Origin of the sequence: Actinomadura fibrosa, assembly GCF_900659615.1 — a bacterium.
GTDB lineage: Bacteria > Actinomycetota > Actinomycetes > Streptosporangiales > Streptosporangiaceae > Spirillospora > Spirillospora fibrosa.
Map to the genome: position 1 here is coordinate 80,615 of NZ_CAACUY010000011.1, position 19,692 is coordinate 100,306.

The following is a 19,692-nucleotide window of genomic DNA, read 5'->3' on the forward strand; positions in this document are numbered from 1 at the left end:
CCGACGGGCGCCTAACGGCCCTGGAACTCGGGGTCGCGTCCTTCCAGGAAGGCCGTGATGCCCTCCTTGGCGTCCTCGGTGGCGGCGAGCTCCACCAGTTCCGAGAGCAGGTGGGCGACCTGGTCCTCCAGCGGGAGGCCCTCGATCGCGAAGAACGCGTCCCGCCCGCGCCGCAGCCCGAGCGGGCTCTTGGACGCGATGGCGCGGGCCAGCTCGTCGACCCGGGCGTCCAGTTCGGCGCGCGGGACGACCTCGGTGACGAGCCCGATCTCGCGTCCCTCGGCGGCCGTGATCCGCGTCCCCGTGTAGTAGAGCTTGAACGCCTGCTTGGGCGGCACGTTCCGGTTGATGATGGCCATGATCATCATGGGCCAGAGCCCGACGTTGACCTCCGGCGTGCCGAGCGTGACGTCGTCGGCCGCGATCACGAGGTCGCAGGCGGCCGCGAGCCCGAGCCCGCCCGCGACGGCGTGCCCGGCGAGCCGCGCGATGATCGGCTTGCCCAGCTTCGGGAACGCGGTGAACAGCCGGAACGGGGCGCTGGCGCGGATCGCGCCGGCGTCCGCCACCGACCGGCCGCCGGCCTGCGCGGCGCCGAGCCCGCCGAGGTCGGCCCCGGCACAGAAGGCCCGCTCACCGGCGCCGGTGAGCACCGCGACCCGCACGCCGTCGTCGGCCTTCAGCCGCTCGAACGCGTCGAGCAGCTCGTCGATCATCTGGTCGCTGAGCGCGTTGCGCGCCGCGGGACGGTCCAGCGTGATCCGCGCGACCCGGTCGGCGACCTCGTAGCGGATCGTCTCGTACATGGTGCGGCCACCTTCCCCGGGCGCGCTCCGCGCCCGGCCGTCCGGCACGACCTGGCCCCCGGTGCGCGGCACCGGGGGCCGGATTCACGGGAGTGGCTCCGTCAGAGCCGCTCGATGATCGTCGCGTTGGCCTGGCCGCCGCCCTCGCACATGGTCTGGAGGCCGTAGCGGCCGCCGGTGCGCTCCAGCTCGTGGAGGAGCTTGGTCATGAGGACGCCGCCGGTGGCGCCCAGCGGGTGGCCGAGCGCGATGGCGCCGCCGTTCGGGTTGGTCTTCTCCAGCGACGCGCCGGTGTCCTTGGCCCAGGCCATGGGCACCGGGGCGAACGCCTCGTTCACCTCGAAGACGTCGATGTCGTCGATCTTCAGGCCGCTGCGGGACAGCGCCTTCTCGGTCGCCGGGATCGGGCCGGTCAGCATGTAGACCGGGTCCGAGCCGCAGATCGCGAGCGTGTGGATGCGGGCCCGCGGGGTGAGGTTGTACCGCTTGACGGCCTCCTCGGAGGCGATCATCACGGCGGACGCGCCGACGGAGATCTGCGAGGCGACGGCGGCGGTGAGGTCCCAGCCCTCGCGCAGCGGCTTGAGCTCCGCCATCTTCTCCAGCGAGGTGTCGGGACGGGCGCCCTCGTCCTGGCTCAGCCCGGCGATGGGCGCGATCTCCCGGTCGAAGTAGCCGGCCTCGATGGCCTTGCTCGCGCGCTGGTGGCTCGCGAGCGCGAACTCCTCCAGGTCCTGGCGCTTGAACCCCCACTTCTCGGCCATGAGCTGGGCGCCGCGGAACTGGGAGATCTCCTGCATGCCGTAGCGCTCGGCCCAGCCCTCGCCGTACGGGAAGGGCATGCCCTTCTCCAGGGCCATGGCGACGGACGACCCCATGGGGACGATCGCCATCTGCTCCACGCCGGAGGCGACGACGAGGTCCTGGGTGCCGGACAGCACGCCCTGCGCGGCGAAGTGGATCGCCTGCTGGGACGAGCCGCACTGGCGGTCGATGGTCACGCCGGGCACGCTCTCGGGGAGGCCGGCGGACAGCCACGCCGTGCGCGCGATGTCGAGGGACTGCGGGCCGACCTGCATGACGCAGCCCATGATGACGTCCTCGACCGCGGACGGGTCGGCGCCCGTGCGGTTCACGAGTTCCTTGAGCACGTGCGCCCCGAGGTCGGCGGGGTGCACGTCCTTGAGGGCGCCCTTCTTCGTACCGACGGGGGTACGGACCGCGCCGACGATGTACGCCTCGGCCACTACGCCTCCAAAAGCTGGGGTCTGGGTTCCGTCCCGAAACCGAGTGAGATTCGGTCAGTCAGTATGAGATTACATCGCCCACGGCGCAACGCCATGTGAGCTGGGTCTCGGGAAACCCCTGCGGGCACGGTAGCCCACGCCCCGGGCCGAGCGGTTTATCCACGCTCGGCGGGACGGCGCTCGGCAGCCGCCGGGCGGTCTAGCTGCGCTGGGAGCCGCCGGCCGGTTCGGCGTGGACCTCGCGGCCGTCCGCCTCGTCGCCGAGGGAGGCGCGGGCCAGCCGGGCCAGCACGTCCGCGAGCTCCGGGTGCTCGCCGGGCGACCAGCCGTCCAGGTGCTCGGCGAGGCCCTCGCGCCGGGCCGTGAACAGCCGCTCGGCGGCCTCCTCGCCGGTGTCGGTGATGGTGAGCGTCCCGTCGTGCCGGACGACGAACCCCGCGTGGACGAGCCGGTCCACGTAGGGCCGCCCCTGCTCGACGGGCACGCCCGCGCGCTCGGCGAGGACGTCCCCGCGGACGCTGCCGTCCTTGGCGATGCGGCACAGCGCCCACATGCTGCCCGCGGGCAGGTTCACGCCGGACACCGCGCCGAGCCGCTCGTACAGCTCCAGCGCGCCCGCGTCCCTGCGCATGAGCTCGCTGAGGGCCCGCTCGATCTCGTGCCGGGACGAGCGGACCGTGGGCGCCCCGCCGAACCCCTCGCCGTAGTCGGGCGCGCTGGAGGTCGCCCGGAGCGGCACCTCGCGCAGGAACCACGTCAGCACGAACGCGACCGCGGCCACCGGAACGGCCCACAGGAACACCGTGTCGATGGACTGGGCGTAGGCGTGCAGCACGCCGTCCTTGACCTGCCCCGGGTATCTGTCGAGCAGCTTGGGGTTGCCCTGGACGGCGGCGGGATCGAACCCGGGCGGCAGCATCCGGTCCTTGGCGAGGTCCTCGACGTGGGCGGCGAGCCGGTTGCTGAAGACCGACCCGAACACCGCGACGCCGAACGAGCCGCCGATCTGCCGGAAGAACGTCACGCCGGACGTGGCGGACCCGAGGTCGCCGTACGAGACGGTGTTCTGCACGGCGATGACGAGGACCTGCATCACCAGGCCGAGCCCGAAGCCGAGCAGCGCGAACCGCAGGCTCATCGACAGCGTGGAGGAGTCCTCGTCGAGCCGCGAGCACAGGAACAGCGCCGCCGCGATGATCGGGGTGCCGACCAGGGGATAGACCTTGTAGCGGCCGAACTTGCTGATGAGCTGGCCGGACGCGATCGAGCTGGCCAGCATGCCGAGCATCATCGGGAGCAGGTGGACGCCCGACAGGGTCGGCGACACCCCGTGCACGACCTGGAGGAAGATCGGCAGGAACGTCAGCGCGCCGAACATCGCGAAGCCGACGACGAAGCTGATCGCGGAGCTCAGCGAGAACACCGAGCTCGCGAACAGCCGCGGCGGCATGATCGGCTCGGCGGCGCGCTGCTCCACGGCGATCCACACCGCGATCAGCACGACCGAGCCGGCGCCGAGCGCGATGATCTGCGGGGAGATCCAGTCGTAGGTCGTCCCGCCCCAGGTGGTCATCAGCACCAGGCCGACCGCCCAGCCGACGATCAGCAGCGTGCCGAGGTAGTCGATGCGGTGCCGCTCGCGCTCGCCGGCGGTGTGCAGCACGGCGGCGATCACGATCAGCGCGAGGATCCCGATCGGCACGTTGATGTAGAACACCCAGCGCCACGACAGGTTGTCGACGAACCAGCCGCCGAGCAGCGGCCCGCACACGCTCGCCACGCCGAACACGGCGCCGAACAGGCCCTGGAAGCGGCCCCGCTCGCGCGGCGGGACGACGTCCCCGACGATCGCGACGACCAGCACCATGAGCCCGCCGCCGCCGAGGCCCTGGAGCGCCCGGAACATGATCAGCTCGCTCATGCCCTGGGCGAGGCCGCACAGCGCCGAGCCGATCAGGAAGATGACGATCGAGGTCTGGAACAGCCGCTTGCGGCCGTACTGGTCGCCGAGCTTGCCCCACAGCGGCGTCGAGGCCGTCGAGGCCAGCAGGTACGCGGTGACGACCCACGACAGGTGGTTGAGGCCGCCGAGGTCGCTGACGATCGTCGGCAGGGCGGTGGAGACGATCGTCTGGTCCAGCGCGGCGAGCAGCATCGCCAGCATGAGCGCGCCGAGGATGACGTACAGGTCCCTGCCCTTCGGCATGGCCCGCTCGTCCCGCGCCGCCGTGTCCGCCGTCATCGTCCGCCCCCTCACCCCGTCCGCACCGGGGGGAGGCCTACCCAGGACCCGGGCGAGATCACCGCGAGCGCGGCGCGGTCTCGCCCGGGCGATGATCAGCGGACGACGTCCTTGGCGACCTTGGCCGCGCCGAGGGCGGCCGCGCCGCCCGCGACGCCGACGGCCCCGGCCGACACCCAGATCGGCAGGCCGGCGCGGGTGCGGACGCCGCTGACGGTGTCGAGGCCGTCCACGGCGAGGCCGATCCGGGCCCACAGGCGGCGCCCGGACGGGTCGCTGAGCAGGTATCCGGCGCCGAGCGCGATCTCCCGCGCCGCGAACATGCGGGTCACGTAGTCGCGGCCGGTGTCGGCGCCGCGGCCGAGCCCGAGGAGCCGGACGGTCAGCTTCGGCGCGGCGAGCGCCGCGAGCCCGAGCGCGACCCGTCCGCGGGCCAGGTTGAGCATGAGGTCGTCCAGCCGGTCACGGCCGCCTGTTTCCTTCGCGTCTGCCACATCCGGGAGCGTAGCGGGACTCCCCCCGCCGGGCGGCACGGGGGTAACCCGGGCCTTACCCGTCTATGGTTCAGGGAGGCGGCACTCCTCCCTCGGAACGAAGGTGGCCATGGAAGGCATCCTCAGCCTCATCGTCGTGTCACTTCTCGCCGCGTTCTGCGTGCGCTGGGCCGCGATCCGGCTGCGGATCCCCGCGCCGACCCGGGTCGCGGTGATCACGGTGTTCGTGCTGGTCGTCGGCGCCCTCTACGGCCAGCACCTCAACGCCTGAGCCCCCGCGCACGGCGCGGGCACGGCGCCGGCACGGCGCCCGGCGCGGCGCGGGCACGGCGCAGGCACGGCGCCCGGCGCGGACCGTCCCAGCGTCCCGGCTGAGATTTTCCGGCGCCGGGAACCGAACTTCCTCCCTCCAGGGGGAGTCATATCTGGCGAAACCGGCCTCACGCCCCGAGGGAGTGCCCCCGTGCCGCATCCGGCGACCGCGATCCAGGAGACGGGCGCCGCGACCGCCCCGCATCTGAGGCGGCTGCTGGAGTTCGTCGAACCCGACCGCGACGACGTCTGCCTGGACGTCGCGCGCGGCACCGGCCCCATGCCCGCCGCGCTCGGCCCCCAGGTCCGCCACGTGACCGCCGTCGACGCGACGCCCGCGCCGTCCGGGCGCCGGGACGGCCGCATGTCCACGGTGACGTTCGGGACGGGCCCGGTGCGGATCGCGCAGGACATCGACCTTCCCCCCGGAGCCACCCGCGAGGACGTCCTCCCGGCCGAACCCCGGCGCCGCGGACCCGGGACGGACGCCCCGCGCGCCGGCGGCCCCGACGGCATGACCGTCCGCGCCGACGCGACCGCGCTGCCCTACAGGGACGACGCGTTCTCCCTGGTGACGGCCCGTTTCTCCCTCTACAACCTCGGCGACCCCGAGCACGTCCTGCGCGAGCTGCTGCGGGTGTGCCGGCCCGGCGGACGGCTGATCATCGCCGACCTCGTCCGCGGCAACCTCGCCGGCCCCGACCGCGACCGGATCGAGCGGCTGCGCGACCCCGACCACCCCGGCACCCCGTCCATCGCCCGGCTCACCGAGATGATCACCTCGGCGGGCGCCAGCATCCGCCGCCTCGACGTGTTCACCGTCGAGCGGCCCGTGGAGCCCTGGCTCGCGGGCGCGGCGGACCCGGCCGCGGCCGAGCGGATCCGCGAGGCCCTCACCGACGAGGTGGACGGCGGCCCGCGCACCGGCGCCAAGCCCCGCATCATCGGCGGCGAACTCTGGTTCACCCAATCCTGGGCCCACGTAGCCGCGGAACCCATTTGATGCACTCACGGCCCACGGCACGCGCCTGGCGGCTCGTGCCGTGACCGCTCCTGGGCGAACTCCAGGCCCGCGGCACTCGCCGTTATGGGACTAGGACGGCGGCCCCCGTGAAGTTGTCGGCGGCCAGGTCGGCGAGGGCGCGGTCCGCCTCGTCCAGCGGGTAGGGACGGGTGGTGACCGCCACGTCGAGCCGCGCCGCGAGGCGGAGGAACTCCTCGCCGTCCGCGCGGGTGTTCGCGGTGACCGACCGGACCTCGCGCTCCTGGAACAGGTGCCGCTGGTAGTCGAGCGGCGGCACGTCGCTCAGGTGAATGCCGGCGATGGCGAGCGTCCCGCCGCGGTCCAAGCGCTCCAGCGCGGCGGGCACCAGCCCGCCGGCGGGCGCGAACGTGATCGCCGCGTCGAGCGGCGCGGGGTTCGCGTCGAACGAGTCGCCCGCCCAGGACGCGCCGAGCTCGCGGGCCAGCTCCCGGGCGGCCGGGCTGCGGGTGAAGACGTGCACGTCGGCGCCCTCGGCGACCGCGATCTGGACGGCGAGGTGCGCCGAGCCGCCGAAGCCCCACACGCCGAGGCGGCCGCCGGGCGGCAGGGCGGCGCGGCGCAGCGCCCGGTAGCCGATGATGCCCGCGCACAGCAGCGGCGCGGCGCGGACGTCGTCCAGCCCGGCGGGCAGGTCGTAGGCGAACGCGTCGACGGCGAGCGCGAACTCCGCGTAGCCGCCGTGCGCGTCCCAGCCGGTGTAGACCGACGACGGGCAGAGGTTCTCCGCGCCGCGGCGGCAGAAGCGGCACGCGCCGCAGGTGCCGCGCAGCCACGCCACGCCGACCCGGTCGCCGGGGCCGCGCAGCGCGCCGGGACCGGCCTCGACGACCTCGCCGACGATCTCGTGGCCGGGCGTCACCCCGGGCAGGTGGACGGGCAGGTCGCCCTCCGCGACGTGCAGGTCCGTCCGGCACACGCCGCAGGCGAGGACGCGCACCAGCAGTTCCCCCGGCCCCGGGGACGGGACGTCGCGGGCGGTGCGGCGCAGCGGTCCCGACGCGATCGGGGCCGGGGCGTCCACCGTCCAGGCGAGCACGGCTACGGGGTGAGCGGCAGCTCGAACCAGACGGCCTTGCCGTCGGAGGTCGGGCGGGCGCCCCACCGGCTGGCGAGCTGGTCGACGAGGTACAGGCCGCGGCCGCCCTCGTCGGTCTCGCCCGCGCTGCGGATGCGCGGCAGCCGCATGTCGGAGTCGAACACCTCGACCCAGATCGCGTCGGCGCCGCGCCGCAGCCGGAGCCGGAACTCCTTGGTGGGCGGCTCGCGGCGGCCGAGGTCGGCGCCGAGGTTCCAGTCGTCCTCGTCGAACGCGCCGCCGTCGAACGCGCCGCTCTCGAAGCCGCCGTTCTCGAACGGGGCGGACGCGAACTGCGCGGGCGTGTTGAACTGGACGGGCGTCGGCGCGGCGAGCGGTTCGCCGCCGCCGCGGCCCGCGATCACCGGGACGACCGCCTCGCGGCGCGGGGCGGGCGTGGTGGTGGCGTGCAGGACGACGTTGGTGACGACCTCGGAGACGAGGAGGCAGGCGAGCTCGGCCTGCTCGTCGAGCATCCCCCAGGACGCGAACGCGTCCGCGGCCATCCGGCGCGCCTCCGACACCATGATCGGCTCGGCCGGGAACGTGCGCTCCTCGACGGCCAGCTCGTCCGGCGCGGTGCGGATCACCACGATGGCGACGTCGTCGTCGATGTCGCCCGGCACCGCGTCGTAGGCGGCGTTCGCGATCGCCTCGACGCCGCCGCGGGCCACCTCGGCGACGGCCGCGCGGACCAGCTCCCGGGACTCCTCGCGGGTGTAGTAGTCGCCGCCGTCCTTCGGCCGCCGGTCGATGAGCCCGTCGGTGTACAGGACGAGCGTGGCGCCCGGCTTCAGCTCGCAGGTCTCCTCGTTGAAGAGGATCTCGCCGCCCATGCCGGGACCGCGGACGCCGAGCATCGCGCCCTCGCTCTCGAACGACAGCTCGCTGACCTCGCCGTCCACGACCAGCAGGGGCGGGTGGTGCCCGGCGTTGGCGAACTCCAGGACCCGCGACCACGCGTCGTACACGAAGTACGTGCACGAGACGAGCGGCGGGCGGACGAGGTCGTCGCCGTTCCAGCCGGACCGCATCCGCTCCGGGCGGGTCATCGTGCGGACCCACTCGTCGAGCTTGCGGAGGATGTCGGCGGGCGGCTTGTCGTCCTGCGCGAAGGCGCGGAGCGCGGCGCGGAGCTGGCCCATCACGGCGGCGGCGCGGGCGCCGCGGCCCTCCACGTCACCGATCACGACGCCGACGCGGCCCGCCGACAGCGGGATCACGTCGTACCAGTCGCCGCCGACCTGGGTCTGGATGCCGTGCCCGTGCGACTCCAGCGGGCGGGCGGGCTCGTACCGCCAGGCGATCTGGAGGCCGTCCAGGCGCGGCGGCCGGTCGCCGGGCAGCAGGTGCTTCTGGAAGGCGAGCGCGGTCTCGCGCTCCTCCTCGAACAGCAGCGCGTTGTCGACGGCGATCGCGACGCGGCCGGCGATCGCGCCGAGCAGGTCGCGGTCGAAGCCGTCGTAGTGCGGGTCGGGCCGCTTGGACAGGTTCGACAGCGCGAGGCTCATCACGCCGAGCAGCTCGCCGCGCACGAGCAGCGGCGCCGAGATCACCGACGTGATCCCCATGGCGTCGCCGAGGCGCTTGGACGACTCCGTCGGCGCGGAGAACCGGTGCTGGATCATGTCCTCGACGAGGACGGCGTCGCGGCGGGCCATGGCCTTGGCGCTGAAGTGGCCGGGCGGGTAGGAGACGGGCTCGCCGACCTCCGCCCACGTGCCGGGCGGCGGCTCCCAGTCGCCCGCGTGCCGGGACACCCGCCGGTACAGCCGGTCGCCGCTGAACAGGTCGATGAAGCAGTGGTCGGCGAACTGCGGGACGAGCGTGTCGGCCACCCGGCGCAGCGTGCTCTCCAGCTCCAGCGAGCCCGCGAGCCGCTCGCCGATGCGCTCCAGCAGGCCGTAGCGGTCCTGCTCGCGCTGGTTGGAGCGCAGCGCCTCGCGCGCGAAGATCACCACGCCGTCGACCGCGCCGGACGGGTGCCGCAGGGGGACGGCGTGCGCGCGCGTGTAGACGGTGGTGCCGTCGGCGCGGAGGTTGCAGAAGGTGCCCTCCCACACGCCGCCCTTGAGGACGTGCTTCGCCAGCTCGGTCGCCTGCTCGTGGTCCTCCTCGGCGATGCCGAGGGAGAGGATCGAATGGCCGATGATCTCGTCGCCGCCGAAGCCGAAGAGCTGCCGCGCGAACGCGTTGCCGTAGATGACGTTGCTGAAGCGGTCGCAGACGATGACCGCCATCTCCATCTGGCTGAGGACGGTCTCGGGCGGCAGATGCGCCTCAAGAGGCGCTTCCCCCCAACGATTCATCTCCCCATCCCGCTCACAGAAGCCGGCCCGCGCGGAACCGCTCTCTCCCGGCGCGGCATCCCGCCGGCGTCCGGCCTGATGATCACCGGGCGTCGCGGCGCGGGTGCCGCGCGTACCTCTTCCGTCGTATTGAACGACGAAGCCGCCGTCGGGATACGCCCGAAAGGCGCGAAGCCATGAAGATCTTCGGTATAGACCGGTGGGGCGGAGCGGGGGGACGGCACGCGCGGCCGGTCAGCGCCTGCTGACGAACACGTGCTCGGCGATGTCGCGCGGCAGCTCCGTCTCAGGACCGTCGGCCTCGTCGTCACAGGTCACCCGCACCCCGTCATCGGTCGCCCGAAGAGTCACCTCTCGTCCCGGTTGTATCCCTATCTGCTTGAGTCTAAGCATCAGGTCGCTGTCGCTCTGCACCTGTTCGCTGATCCGCCGGATCACGGCGCCCGCGCCCGCGGGGCTGGCGACGGCCGTCATCACCGCGAGCGGCGCGGAGTCGGCGTCGTCGGCCTGCCCGCCGAGCTCGGCGAGGCCGGGGATCGGGTTGCCGTGCGGGCAGGTCGTGGGGTTGTCGAGCAGCGCGACCAGGCGGCGCTCGACCTCCTCCGACATCACGTGCTCCCAGCGGCACGCCTCGATGTGGACGTCCTCCCAGGGCAGCCCGATGACGTTGACCAGCAGGCATTCGGCGAGGCGGTGCTTGCGCATCACGCGCGTCGCGAGGCCGCGACCGCTATCGGTCAGCTCGAGGTGCCGATCGCCTTCGACCCGGAGCAGCCCGTCGCGCTCCATGCGCGCGACCGTCTGGCTCACCGTCGGACCGCTCTGCGAGAGCCGTTCGGCGATGCGCGCGCGAAGGGGGATGATCCCCTCTTCCTCAAGCTCGAAAACCGTCCGGAGGTACATCTCCGTGGTATCGATCAGGCCGTGTGAGGTCACAGCTCCCTCCAGTCTTATGTGAAGGAGTCTACTTGCTCGGGCCCCGTGCCGCCGGGGCCGGCGAATATCCCCCTGGTGGCGGGTAGGAAGCAACGCACGATGAACGCGAGAACTTCCCGTGACGCCGAGCCGTTCCTCCCGGACGATCCGCGCGCACGCCGCGATCTCGACGCCCTCCGGCGCGCCGCGGCCCGCTGCGAGGGCTGCGACCTCCACGAGAACGCCACGCAGACCGTCTTCGGGACGGGTTCCGCCGGTGCGCGCGTCGTCCTCGTCGGCGAGCAGCCCGGCGACCAGGAGGACCGGCGGGGCGAGCCGTTCGTGGGCCCCGCCGGGCGCCTGCTCGACCGGGCGCTGGAGGAGGCGGGGATCGAGCGCGGCGACGTGTACGTGACCAACGCCGTCAAGCACTTCAAGTTCAAGCGGCAGGAGGGCGGCAAGCGGCGCATCCACGAGTCGCCGAACGCGGGCGAGATGCGCGCGTGCCGCCCCTGGCTGCTGGCCGAGCTGCGCACCCTGGAGCCGGACGTGGTCGTCGTCCTCGGCGCCACGGCGGGCAAGGCGCTGCTGGGGTCGTCGTTCCGGGTGACGAAGCAGCGCGGGCGGCTCCTCCCCCTGCCCGACCTGGAGACCATCGGCACGCCGTCCGCCGGGAAGTCGATCGCCGAGGAGACTTCCGGCGAGACACCGGATGGGGCCGGGGCCCGGCTGCTCGCGACGATCCACCCGTCCGCGGTGCTGCGCGCCGACGACCGCGACGCCGCCTACGCCGGGCTGGTCGACGACCTCCGGGTCGCCGCCCGCGCCCTGGCCTGACGCGCTCCGGGGGCCTCTCCAGGAGCGGACCTAGGGGGAACGTTCCGCCGTGCGGGTGTCGTAGCGGAGCAGGGCCGGGACGGCGAGGGCCACGACGACGACCAGGGCGGCGCAGGCGAGGCCGCCGCCCACCCAGGACGCTCCGGCGCCCACGACCCCGGCGACGGCACCGGCGCGCAGGTCGCCCAGCCTGGGGCCGCCGGCGACGACGACGGTGAAGACTCCCTGGAGGCGCCCGCGCAGCTCGTCCGGCGCGTAGGTCTGGAGCATCGTCTGGCGGAAGACCGACGAGACCAGGTCGGCCGCGCCCCCGATCGCGAGCAGGACCACCGCGAGCCAGAGCCGGTGGGCCAGCCCGGCGGCGGCGACGGCCAGGCCCCAGACCACGATGGACGCGACCAGGGCGATCCCCTGCCGGTGGATCCGCCCGATCCAGCCGGACGACAGCCCGCCGAGGAACGCGCCCACGGCGATCGAGGCGAACAGCCAGCCGACCGCGCCCTCCCCGCCGAACCGCGTCTCGGCCAGCTCGGGGAACAACGCGCGCGGCATCGCCACGCCCATCGCGATGATGTCGACGACGAACGACATCATCAGCACCGGCTGGGTGGCGAGGTACCGCAGCCCGTCGAACACCGAGCGGAGGCCGGGCGTCCCGGTGATGTCGCCGAGCGGCGGGATGGACGGCAGGCGCACCGCCGCGTACAGCCCCACCGTGAACAGGACGGCGTCGAGCCCGTACGCCGCCGCGTAGCTCCAGCGGGCGAGGATCACCCCCGCGAACAGCGGCCCGGCGAGGGACCCGACCGTGCTGGCGGTGAAGTTGAGGGTGTTGGCCGCCGGGACGAGCGGCCGCTCGACCAGCCGCGGGATGATCGCGCTGCGGGTCGGCGAGGACACCGCGAAGCCGATCGCCTGCACGGCCACCACCACCATGATCAGCGCCAGGCTGTCCACGCCGAGCAGCGCCTGCGCCAGCAGGAGCAGGGTCGAGCCCCACGTCACGCAGGACGAGACGAGCAGCAGCCTGCGCCGGTCCATGTGGTCGGCGACGGCGCCGCCCCACAGCCCGAACACGATCAGCGGGACGAGGTTGACCAGGCCGAGCGCGCCCACCCAGAACGACGACTTCGTCATGTCGTAGACCTGGACGGGCACGGCCACGGCGGTGACCTGGAAGCCGACGAACGAGACGCCCTGCCCGAGCCAGAGCCTGCGGTAGGCGGGATGGCGGAGCGGGCGGGTGTCGATCGCCAGCCGCCGCAACCCGAGCAGCCGCCGGGCGCGCGCGGTCGGCCCGGCCGACGCCGTCGGCTCGGTCAGTCCGGTCGCCGCGGTCGGTACGGAGTCGTCCGGCGGCGCCGCTTCGTCGGGGTCGTCGTCCTCGCCGTCAGGAGCGTGGGTGGGGGGTGGCTCATGTTCCGACGTCACGGGGACAGTCTCTCGGTCTCCCATTCGTGAGCCGCGTCCGGGTCCGTCCCGGTTCCTTCCGTGGACGTCTTGCGGCGGTAGCGGATGCGGTCGTGGAGCCGGTCGCGGCGTCCCTGCCAGAACTCGATCGAGTCCGGGACGACGCGGTAGCCGCCCCAGAAGTCCGGCAGCGGGACGGCCTCGCCCTCCCCCGCGGGCTCTGATCCGGCCACGGGCTCTGATCCGGCCGTGGACAACGGGTCGGGCCAGCGTTCGGCGAGCTCCGCGTACCGGCGCTCCAGGACGTCCCGGCCGGGGATGACGCCCGACTGGCGCTCGCTGGCCCACGCCCCGATCCGCGACCCGTACGGGCGCGTCCGGAAGTACGCCTCCGACTCCTCCCGCGGCAGCTCGACGACGGACCCCGTGACGCGCACCTGCCGGTGCATCGGATGCCACGGGAAGACGAGCGCCGCCCGCGGGTTCTCGGCGAGCTGGCGCCCCTTCGCCGACCGCAGGTTCGTGAAGAAGCGGAAGCCGTGCGGCCCGTACCCCTTGAGGAGGACGGTCCGGGCGTCCGGGACGCCGTCGGCGGTGGCCGTGGCGAGCACCATGGCGTTCGGTTCGGGCAGGCCGAAGGCGTGCACGTCGGCGAACCACGCGGCGAACAGGGCGAGCGGATCGGCGGGGAGCGCCCGTTCCGCCAGTTCGCCGCCCTCGTAGGATCTGCGGAGCCGTGCGGGGTCGGGCGTTGGGGAATCCACAGCGTTCGAGCCTCTCACCTGGGCATTGTGCATCTCACATGGACCTGGGTACTGGTCAGTAAGGCGGACAGGGTTCAATGGCACGGCACCGCCTTATCACTGGGACGAAAGGCAGGACGACATGTCCGACTTCAAACCCGGCCTCGAGGGGGTCGTAGCCTTCGAGACCGAGATCGCCGAACCGGACAAGGAGGGCGGCGCCCTCCGCTACCGGGGCGTGGACATCGAGGAGCTCGTCGGCCGCGTCTCCTTCGGTGACGCCTGGGGCCTGCTCGTGGACGACAGCTTCGATCCCGGACTGGCCCCCGCCGACCCCCACGTCCTGCCGGTCACCTCCGGCGACGTGCGCGTCGACGTGCAGAGCGCCCTCCCGACGCTGGCCCCGGCGTACGGGATGCGGCCGCTGCTGGACATCTCCGACGAGGAGGCCCGCGCGGACCTCGCCCGCGTGTCGGCGACGGCGCTGTCGTTCGTCGCGCAGTCCGCCCGCGGCATCGGCGTCCCGATGGTCCCGCAGCACCGCATCGACGAGGCGAGGACCATCACCGAGCGGTTCATGGTCCGCTGGCGCGGTGAGCCGGACCCGAAGCACGTCCAGGCCATCGACGCGTACTGGGTCTCCGCCGCCGAGCACGGCATGAACGCCTCCACGTTCACGGCCCGCGTGATCGCCTCCACCGGGGCGGACGTCGCGGCGAGCATCTCCGGCGCGATCGGCGCCATGTCCGGCCCGCTGCACGGCGGCGCCCCCGCCCGCGTCCTGCCGATGATCGAGAAGGTCGAGCAGATCGGCGACGCCCGCAAGGTCGTCACCGACATCCTCGACTCCGGCGAGCGGCTGATGGGCTTCGGCCACCGCGTCTACCGCGCCGAGGACCCGCGCGCCCGCGTCCTGCGCCGCACCGCCAAGGAGCTGAACGCGCCGCGCTTCGAGGCCGCCAAGTCCCTGGAGGACGCGGCCCTCGCCGAGCTGCGCGAGCGCCGTCCGGACCGTCCCATCGAGACGAACGTCGAGTTCTGGGCCGCGGTCATCCTGGACTTCGCCGAGGTCCCGACCGCGATGATGCCCGCCATGTTCACCTGCGGCCGCACCGCGGGCTGGGCGGCGCACATCCTGGAGCAGAAGCGCACCGGCCGCCTCGTCCGGCCGAGCGCGCGGTACACCGGTCCCGGCAGCCGTTCCATCAAGGACGTGGCCGGAGCGGCGGAGGTCCTCAAGCGCACCGCCGGCTGATCCGGCCGGTCCCGCCCCCTCCCGAAGCGCGCTAGAGGCCCCCGGCACGGCCGGGGGCCTTGCCCGTTCCCAGCCCGTTCCGCCCCTCTCCCGCCCTTGCCAGACTGGACACCGTGATCGACGACCCGGACGAGCCACTCGAAGGCGACATCGGCCCCGCCGCGACGGGCCGTCCCGCCGGGACCCGCGACGCGGACCCGGCCTCCGCGCACAATGCCTCCGCCGCCCCGGCAGACCCCGCGGAGGAGCTCAGGCGGTACGAGGCGGAGCGCGAGGAGCGGCGCCGCCGCGTCAACGCCGCGTCCGGACGCGTCGCGCTGGCGCTGGCCGCCGCGCTGCTGGCCTTCCTCGTCTACGACTCCGCCCACACGGCCGTGGAGGCGCACTCCAAGGGCGACGACTGGGTCTACCCGCCCGCCGTGGTCGGCGGGATCTGCGCGCTCGCGCTGGTCGTCCTGCTGGTCTGGGCCGCCCGGCGCCGCTCCCGCCGCCGCTGATCTCCGCGGACGGCCCCGGACGCCCCGCGCAAGGCCCGTCCCGCGGGATCTGCGCCGTCTCGGCATGTGAACCCGGACCGCGATCTTCGACGCAGGTCAAGTAGCCTTCTGCGGGTGACCGAAAGCGCGAATCCCGCCATAGCCATCCCTGCCGACATCAAGCCCGCCGACGGCCGTTTCGGATGCGGTCCGTCCAAGGTGCGCCCCGAGCAGCTCGCCGCGCTCGCCGAGTCGGGGTCGACCTACATGGGGACGTCGCACCGGCAGAAGCCGGTCAAGTCCCTGGTCGGCCGCGTCCGCGCCGGCCTGGCCGAGCTGTTCTCCCTCCCCGAGGGGTACGAGGTCCTGCTCAGCAACGGCGGCACGACCGCCTTCTGGGACGCCGCGTCGTTCGGCCTCGTCCGGCAGCGGTCGCAGCACCTGACGTTCGGCGAGTTCTCCAGCAAGTTCGCCAAGGTCACCACGGGCGCGCCGTGGCTGGGGAACCCGACCGTCATCTCCAGCCCGCCCGGCACCCACCCGGAGGCGTCCGCCGAGGAGGACGTGGACGTCTACGCCCTCACCCACAACGAGACCTCGACCGGCGTCGCGATGCCCATCAAGCGCCCGGCGGGCACGACCCCCTCGGACGGGCTCGTGCTGGTGGACGCCACGTCCGGCGCGGGCGGCCTGCCCGTGGACGTCACCGAGACCGACGTCTACTACTTCGCCCCGCAGAAGTCCTTCGCCGCCGACGGCGGCCTGTGGGTGGCCCTCGCCTCGCCCGCGGCGCTGGCGCGGATCGACGAGATCGCCTCGTCCGACCGGTACGTGCCGGAGTTCTTCAACCTGAAGACGGTCGTCGACAACTCCGCCAAGGACCAGACGTACAACACCCCCGCCGTGGCCACGCTGCTGCTCCTCGCCGAGCAGATCGAGTGGATGAACGGGCAGGGCGGCCTGGCCTGGACGACGTCCCGCACGGCCGACTCGTCGCAGCGCCTGTACACCTGGGCCGAGAAGACCTCGTACACGACGCCGTTCGTGACGGACCCGGCGCAGCGCTCGCAGGTCGTCGGCACGATCGACTTCTCCGACGAAGTGGACGCGGCCGCCGTGGCGAAGGTCCTGCGCGCCAACGGCATCGTCGACACCGAGCCGTACCGGAAGCTGGGCCGCAACCAGCTGCGCATCGGCATGTTCCCGGCGATCGACCCGGCGGACGTCGAGGCCCTCACGGCGAGCATCGACTACGTCGTCGAGCGCCTCTAGCGGCACCGCCTGAGAAGCACCGCCAGACCCCGGGGACGCACCATCGCGCCCCGGGGTCTCGCTATCTCAGGCGCAGGTGGCGAACTCCCCGTCGCCGCCGGTGGCCGGAGCCTCCAGCGTGTTGTGGAACAGGCCGGCGCGGTCACGAGCCTCGTCCATCGGGGTGAAGCCCGTCCAGACGCGGTCGTCGAAGTCGGAGGCGCGCGCGGTCGGCACGAAGGCGGCGCGGTCGAGGATCCGGGGGCGTGACAGGCCGCCGGATGCCCCCGGCTCTCCCGTCCCGATCCGCAGGTAGGTGCCCTCGCGGAGCATCACGGCCGTGGCGAACCGGACGCGGGTGTGGCGCTCGATGTCCCGGAACCAGCGCGGGTTGGACCCCCAGTAGAAGTTCTGCTCCATGTCCACGGCGACGGTCAGGGGACTCAGCGACGCGCGCGCCAGGTGCACCTCGCACGGACGGTCGCGGTCGACCCAGGCCAGCGCGGCGCGTCCGACGACGGCGGACAGGACGGCCGTCACGTCGGCGGTGTCCCGGCAGCCCGCCAGCAGCTGGAAGACCGGCTCGCTGTCGGTGGTGCCGGTCGCGGGCGGCGTCGCGAACCGCTCCCGCAGCGCCGCGGCGTCGATGTCGCCGTTGTGCGTGGCCACCACCCCCGCCGCCGGGACGGGCTCGCCGTGCGCGAACGCCGCCGCGGAACCGGGCACCACGAGCGGACTGGCGTTGGCCGGGTCGAGCGTCGTGCCCTGCGTCGCCCACCGGGTGTGGCCGAGCGCGACGGGCGCGGCGTCGAGGTCGGCGAGCAGCCCCGGACGCCAGACCTCGGAGAAGCCGCCCCGTCCCGTCACGACCCGCCAGCCGGACCGGCCCGTGCCGGGGCCGCGCCCCCGCAGGGCCACGCCGGCCGAGTCCCGCCCGCGCTCCTCCGCCAGCGTCCCCAGCGCCACGAACACGTCCGACGCCGGACCGGGATCTGTGGCAAGGGGGGAGCGCAGCACCCCGAACAATCCGCACATGCCAGATGAGACGCAGATCTCCGACGGGCGGTTCGACGGGGGCGCGGGTCCGCATAAGCTCGGAGGGTGAACCGCGCGCCCCAATGGCTGCTTCCCACCGTGCTGACCGCGCTCGTCCTGGCCGTGGTCATCGGCGCACTGCTGAACTGAGCGCCGGATGAGCGCGATGACGGGCACCGGGGCGGCCGCGCGGGCGCGCGACGGGGAAGGGCGTGACGGGGAAGGGTCGGCCATGTCACAGGGTCCGTCCCGGCGGGGGCGAGCGGCCCGCGCCGGCGCCGCCGTCGCCCTCCTCGGCACCACCTCCGGCTTACCGCTCGTCGTCCCCGCGGCCCCGGCCGCCGCTTCGCCCGCCGCGGCCTCCGCCGCCGCGCGCGGCACCGACGTCGCCTTCAAGATCACTGATCGGCGGATCTCCGAGTCCAGCGGGCTCGCCGCGAGCGTCCGCCATCCCGGCGTGGTCTACACCCACAACGACTCCGGCGGCGTCGCGCAGATCTTCGCGCTCGGCCCCGGCGGCGCCGTCCGCGCCGTGCTGACGCTGGCCGGGGCGGGCGCCCGCGACTGGGAGGGCATGGCGCTCGGCAAGGACGACCAGGGCCGTCCCGCGATCTACGTGGCGGACATCGGCGACAACCTCGGCGGGGCGTGGCCGTACGTCACCGTCTACCGGATTCCCGAGCCCGCGCAGATCCGCACGCAGACGCTGCGCGCCACGGCGTTCCGGCTGAAGTACGCCGACGGGCCGCGCAACGCCGAGACCGTGATGATCAACCCGCGGACGAACCGGCTGTACATCGCGAGCAAGCTGTTCAACGGCGCCGTCTACGAGGGGCCGCCGCGGCTGCGCACCGGGGGCTTCAACACCATGCGGAAGGTCGGGAGCGCCTCGGCGATGGCCACCGACGGCGCCTACGCGCCCGACGGCAGCACCTGCGTCATCCGCACGTACTTCGGCGCCCGCCTCTACGCGGTGGGGGCCGACGGCCGTCCCGGCAAGTCGCTCGGCAGCGTGTCGCTGCCGTTCCAGTCGCAGGGCGAGTCCATCACCTACACGGCGGACGGGCGGTTCCTCCTGGCCGGGTCGGAGGGCCTCAACCAGCCCGTCTACCGGATCCCGGTACCGGGCAAGGCGAAGCCGTCCCAGTCCGCCTCGTCCAGTGCCGCGAAGGGGCAGGACGACGGAGACCAGGGCCACCGGGACGCGAACGGCACCCGCGCCGGGCTGTTCCTGGCCCTGGCCATCGCGGGGGTGGTCGGGTTCGGGCTGGTGCGGAGGCGCAGGTGACGGCCCGGCCGGGAGGGATCGCCCGCCCGACCTGACCGGCGCGCTGCAAGTCGGTTCCGTCGGACGTAAGGATCGCGGAAGGAGGCGACGGGTCCCCCGAGGCCCGTGTGAGGATGCGGACTGTGGAGCATGAGCTGGTGGGCCTCGCGGGTCCCGGCGGGCGGTGGCGTCCCGTCGCGGCGGGGCCGTTCGCCCTGCTGGCGGTCGCGCTCGCGCTGCTGCCGATCCGCCCGGTCTGGCTCTGGGCGGCGCTGATCGGCGCCGTGGCCGCGATCCCGTGGCTGCTGGGCGCGGCCCCCGAGGCGCGGCGGCGGCGTCCGAGACCCTACTGGCGGCTGTCGGCGGACGGCCTGGAGCGGATCGGCCCGGGCGGGCTCACCCTGGTCCGCTACGAGCGGTCCCGGATCGAGGGCCTGGCCATCACCACCGGCGACGAGATGCTGACCGTGTTCCACCGGTTCGGGCGCACCGCGGTCGGCGGGCTGACCTCGATGGGGTTCGAGCCCCTGACCGTCTTCGTGACCGCGCGCAGGCTCGGCATCCCGATGCACGTGCTGGACGGCGAGGCGTCCGACCTGCTCGATCCCGCCCTGGACGAGGCGCTCCGCGTCCCGGGCCTCGACGCGGACGTCCCGGGCAACGGCCCCCTCCCGCGTGACAACGCGGCGGAGAAGCGCCTGCTCGACCAGGAGGCGGCGCTGCTGTCCGCCGCGCACGAGCCTCCGCGCGCCGAAGAGGCCGAGAAGACCGCGGAACCGGCCTCCGAGGACCGGAAGCCGGTGCGGCTCGACACTCCGGCGCCCCTTCCGAGCCGCCGCCGGATCGCGCTCCTGGGCACGCTGACGGGGCTGCTCGGCGCGGGCATGGTCGCCCGCATCGCCGCCGAGGGGGCGGGCGGCTTCGGCGCCCGGCTCGCGGCGGGCTGCTGGGCGCTGGCCGCGATCGCCGGGGT

The 19,692-nt window shown here is 73.7% G+C and carries 17 protein-coding genes and 1 pseudogene; 8 read left to right on the forward strand and 10 right to left on the reverse strand.

Annotated features, from left to right (window positions below; translation table 11 throughout):
- Positions 1-11: 11 nt before the first annotated feature.
- The 4 genes from E1300_RS06995 to E1300_RS07010 all read right to left on the reverse strand — a co-directional run bounded on the left by E1300_RS06995 (position 12) and on the right by E1300_RS07010 (position 4,789).
- A complete protein-coding gene (locus E1300_RS06995) occupies positions 12-806 on the reverse strand; it encodes an enoyl-CoA hydratase/isomerase family protein (protein WP_131756052.1) in 795 nt (264 codons plus the stop codon).
- A gap of 101 nt (positions 807-907) precedes the next feature.
- Positions 908-2,053, reverse strand: coding sequence for an acetyl-CoA C-acetyltransferase (locus E1300_RS07000; protein ID WP_131756053.1), 1,146 nt, complete (start codon positions 2,051-2,053; stop codon positions 908-910).
- A gap of 199 nt (positions 2,054-2,252) precedes the next feature.
- Positions 2,253-4,295, reverse strand: a complete 2,043-nt coding sequence (locus tag E1300_RS07005) for a DHA2 family efflux MFS transporter permease subunit (RefSeq protein WP_131756054.1) — start codon at positions 4,293-4,295, stop codon at positions 2,253-2,255.
- Between the two features lie 95 nt (positions 4,296-4,390).
- Positions 4,391-4,789 (reverse strand): hypothetical protein, encoded by a 399-nt coding sequence (locus E1300_RS07010; protein ID WP_242618987.1) that lies wholly within the window; start codon positions 4,787-4,789, stop codon positions 4,391-4,393.
- Between the two features lie 109 nt (positions 4,790-4,898).
- On the opposite strand from E1300_RS07010, the gene E1300_RS49845 reads away from it, so the two are divergent.
- Together E1300_RS49845 and E1300_RS07015 are read left to right on the forward strand one after the other, a co-directional pair.
- Entirely contained in the window at positions 4,899-5,060 is a 162-nt protein-coding gene (locus tag E1300_RS49845) for a hypothetical protein (RefSeq protein WP_165502710.1), read from the forward strand.
- Positions 5,061-5,252: 192 nt separating this feature from the next.
- A complete protein-coding gene (locus tag E1300_RS07015) occupies positions 5,253-6,104 on the forward strand; it encodes a class I SAM-dependent methyltransferase (protein WP_131756055.1) in 852 nt (283 codons plus the stop codon).
- An 82-nt stretch (positions 6,105-6,186) separates the two neighbouring features.
- Here E1300_RS07015 and E1300_RS07020 read toward each other — a convergent pair whose 3' ends face one another.
- The 3 genes from E1300_RS07020 to E1300_RS07030 all read right to left on the reverse strand — a co-directional run bounded on the left by E1300_RS07020 (position 6,187) and on the right by E1300_RS07030 (position 10,466).
- Complete coding sequence (locus tag E1300_RS07020) at positions 6,187-7,182, reverse strand: zinc-dependent alcohol dehydrogenase family protein (protein WP_131756056.1); 996 nt, start codon at positions 7,180-7,182, stop codon at positions 6,187-6,189.
- A gap of 2 nt (positions 7,183-7,184) precedes the next feature.
- Positions 7,185-9,530 carry an ATP-binding SpoIIE family protein phosphatase gene (locus E1300_RS07025; RefSeq protein WP_131756057.1) on the reverse strand — a complete coding sequence of 782 codons (2,346 nt, stop codon included), beginning with the start codon at positions 9,528-9,530 and terminating at the stop codon, positions 7,185-7,187.
- 234 nt (positions 9,531-9,764) lie between these two features.
- Positions 9,765-10,466, reverse strand: a complete 702-nt coding sequence (locus E1300_RS07030; protein WP_131756058.1) for an iron-dependent transcriptional repressor DtxR — start codon at positions 10,464-10,466, stop codon at positions 9,765-9,767.
- Positions 10,467-10,565: 99 nt separating this feature from the next.
- On the opposite strand from E1300_RS07030, the gene E1300_RS07035 reads away from it, so the two are divergent.
- A complete protein-coding gene (locus E1300_RS07035; protein WP_131756059.1) occupies positions 10,566-11,282 on the forward strand; it encodes a UdgX family uracil-DNA binding protein in 717 nt (238 codons plus the stop codon).
- A gap of 30 nt (positions 11,283-11,312) precedes the next feature.
- Here E1300_RS07035 and E1300_RS07040 read toward each other — a convergent pair whose 3' ends face one another.
- Together E1300_RS07040 and pdxH are read right to left on the reverse strand one after the other, a co-directional pair.
- A complete protein-coding gene (locus tag E1300_RS07040) occupies positions 11,313-12,713 on the reverse strand; it encodes an MFS transporter (protein WP_131756060.1) in 1,401 nt (466 codons plus the stop codon).
- Positions 12,710-13,456 carry a pyridoxamine 5'-phosphate oxidase gene (gene pdxH / locus E1300_RS07045; RefSeq protein WP_242618988.1) on the reverse strand — a complete coding sequence of 249 codons (747 nt, stop codon included), beginning with the start codon at positions 13,454-13,456 and terminating at the stop codon, positions 12,710-12,712. The genes E1300_RS07040 and pdxH overlap by 4 nt, the downstream gene beginning before the upstream one ends.
- Positions 13,457-13,577: 121 nt before the next feature.
- On the opposite strand from pdxH, the gene E1300_RS07050 reads away from it, so the two are divergent.
- From E1300_RS07050 to serC, 3 genes are all read left to right on the forward strand, one after another.
- Positions 13,578-14,690, forward strand: coding sequence for a citrate synthase 2 (locus tag E1300_RS07050; protein ID WP_131756062.1), 1,113 nt, complete (start codon positions 13,578-13,580; stop codon positions 14,688-14,690).
- 113 nt (positions 14,691-14,803) lie between these two features.
- Positions 14,804-15,187: a hypothetical protein gene (locus E1300_RS07055; protein ID WP_131756063.1), complete on the forward strand. Its 384-nt coding sequence runs from the start codon at positions 14,804-14,806 to the stop codon at positions 15,185-15,187.
- Positions 15,188-15,301: 114 nt separating this feature from the next.
- Entirely contained in the window at positions 15,302-16,438 is a 1,137-nt protein-coding gene (serC, locus tag E1300_RS07060; RefSeq protein ID WP_131756064.1) for a phosphoserine transaminase, read from the forward strand.
- Between the two features lie 66 nt (positions 16,439-16,504).
- Here the strand turns inward: serC and E1300_RS07065 are convergent, their stop codons facing one another.
- Positions 16,505-17,389 (reverse strand): class II glutamine amidotransferase, encoded by an 885-nt coding sequence (locus tag E1300_RS07065; protein WP_165502711.1) that lies wholly within the window; start codon positions 17,387-17,389, stop codon positions 16,505-16,507.
- Between the two features lie 295 nt (positions 17,390-17,684).
- On the opposite strand from E1300_RS07065, the gene E1300_RS51350 reads away from it, so the two are divergent.
- A complete protein-coding gene (locus E1300_RS51350; RefSeq protein ID WP_207399527.1) occupies positions 17,685-18,740 on the forward strand; it encodes a hypothetical protein in 1,056 nt (351 codons plus the stop codon).
- Between the two features lie 122 nt (positions 18,741-18,862).
- Positions 18,863-19,692 (forward strand): annotated as a pseudogene (locus E1300_RS07075) (hypothetical protein); the annotation flags it as partial.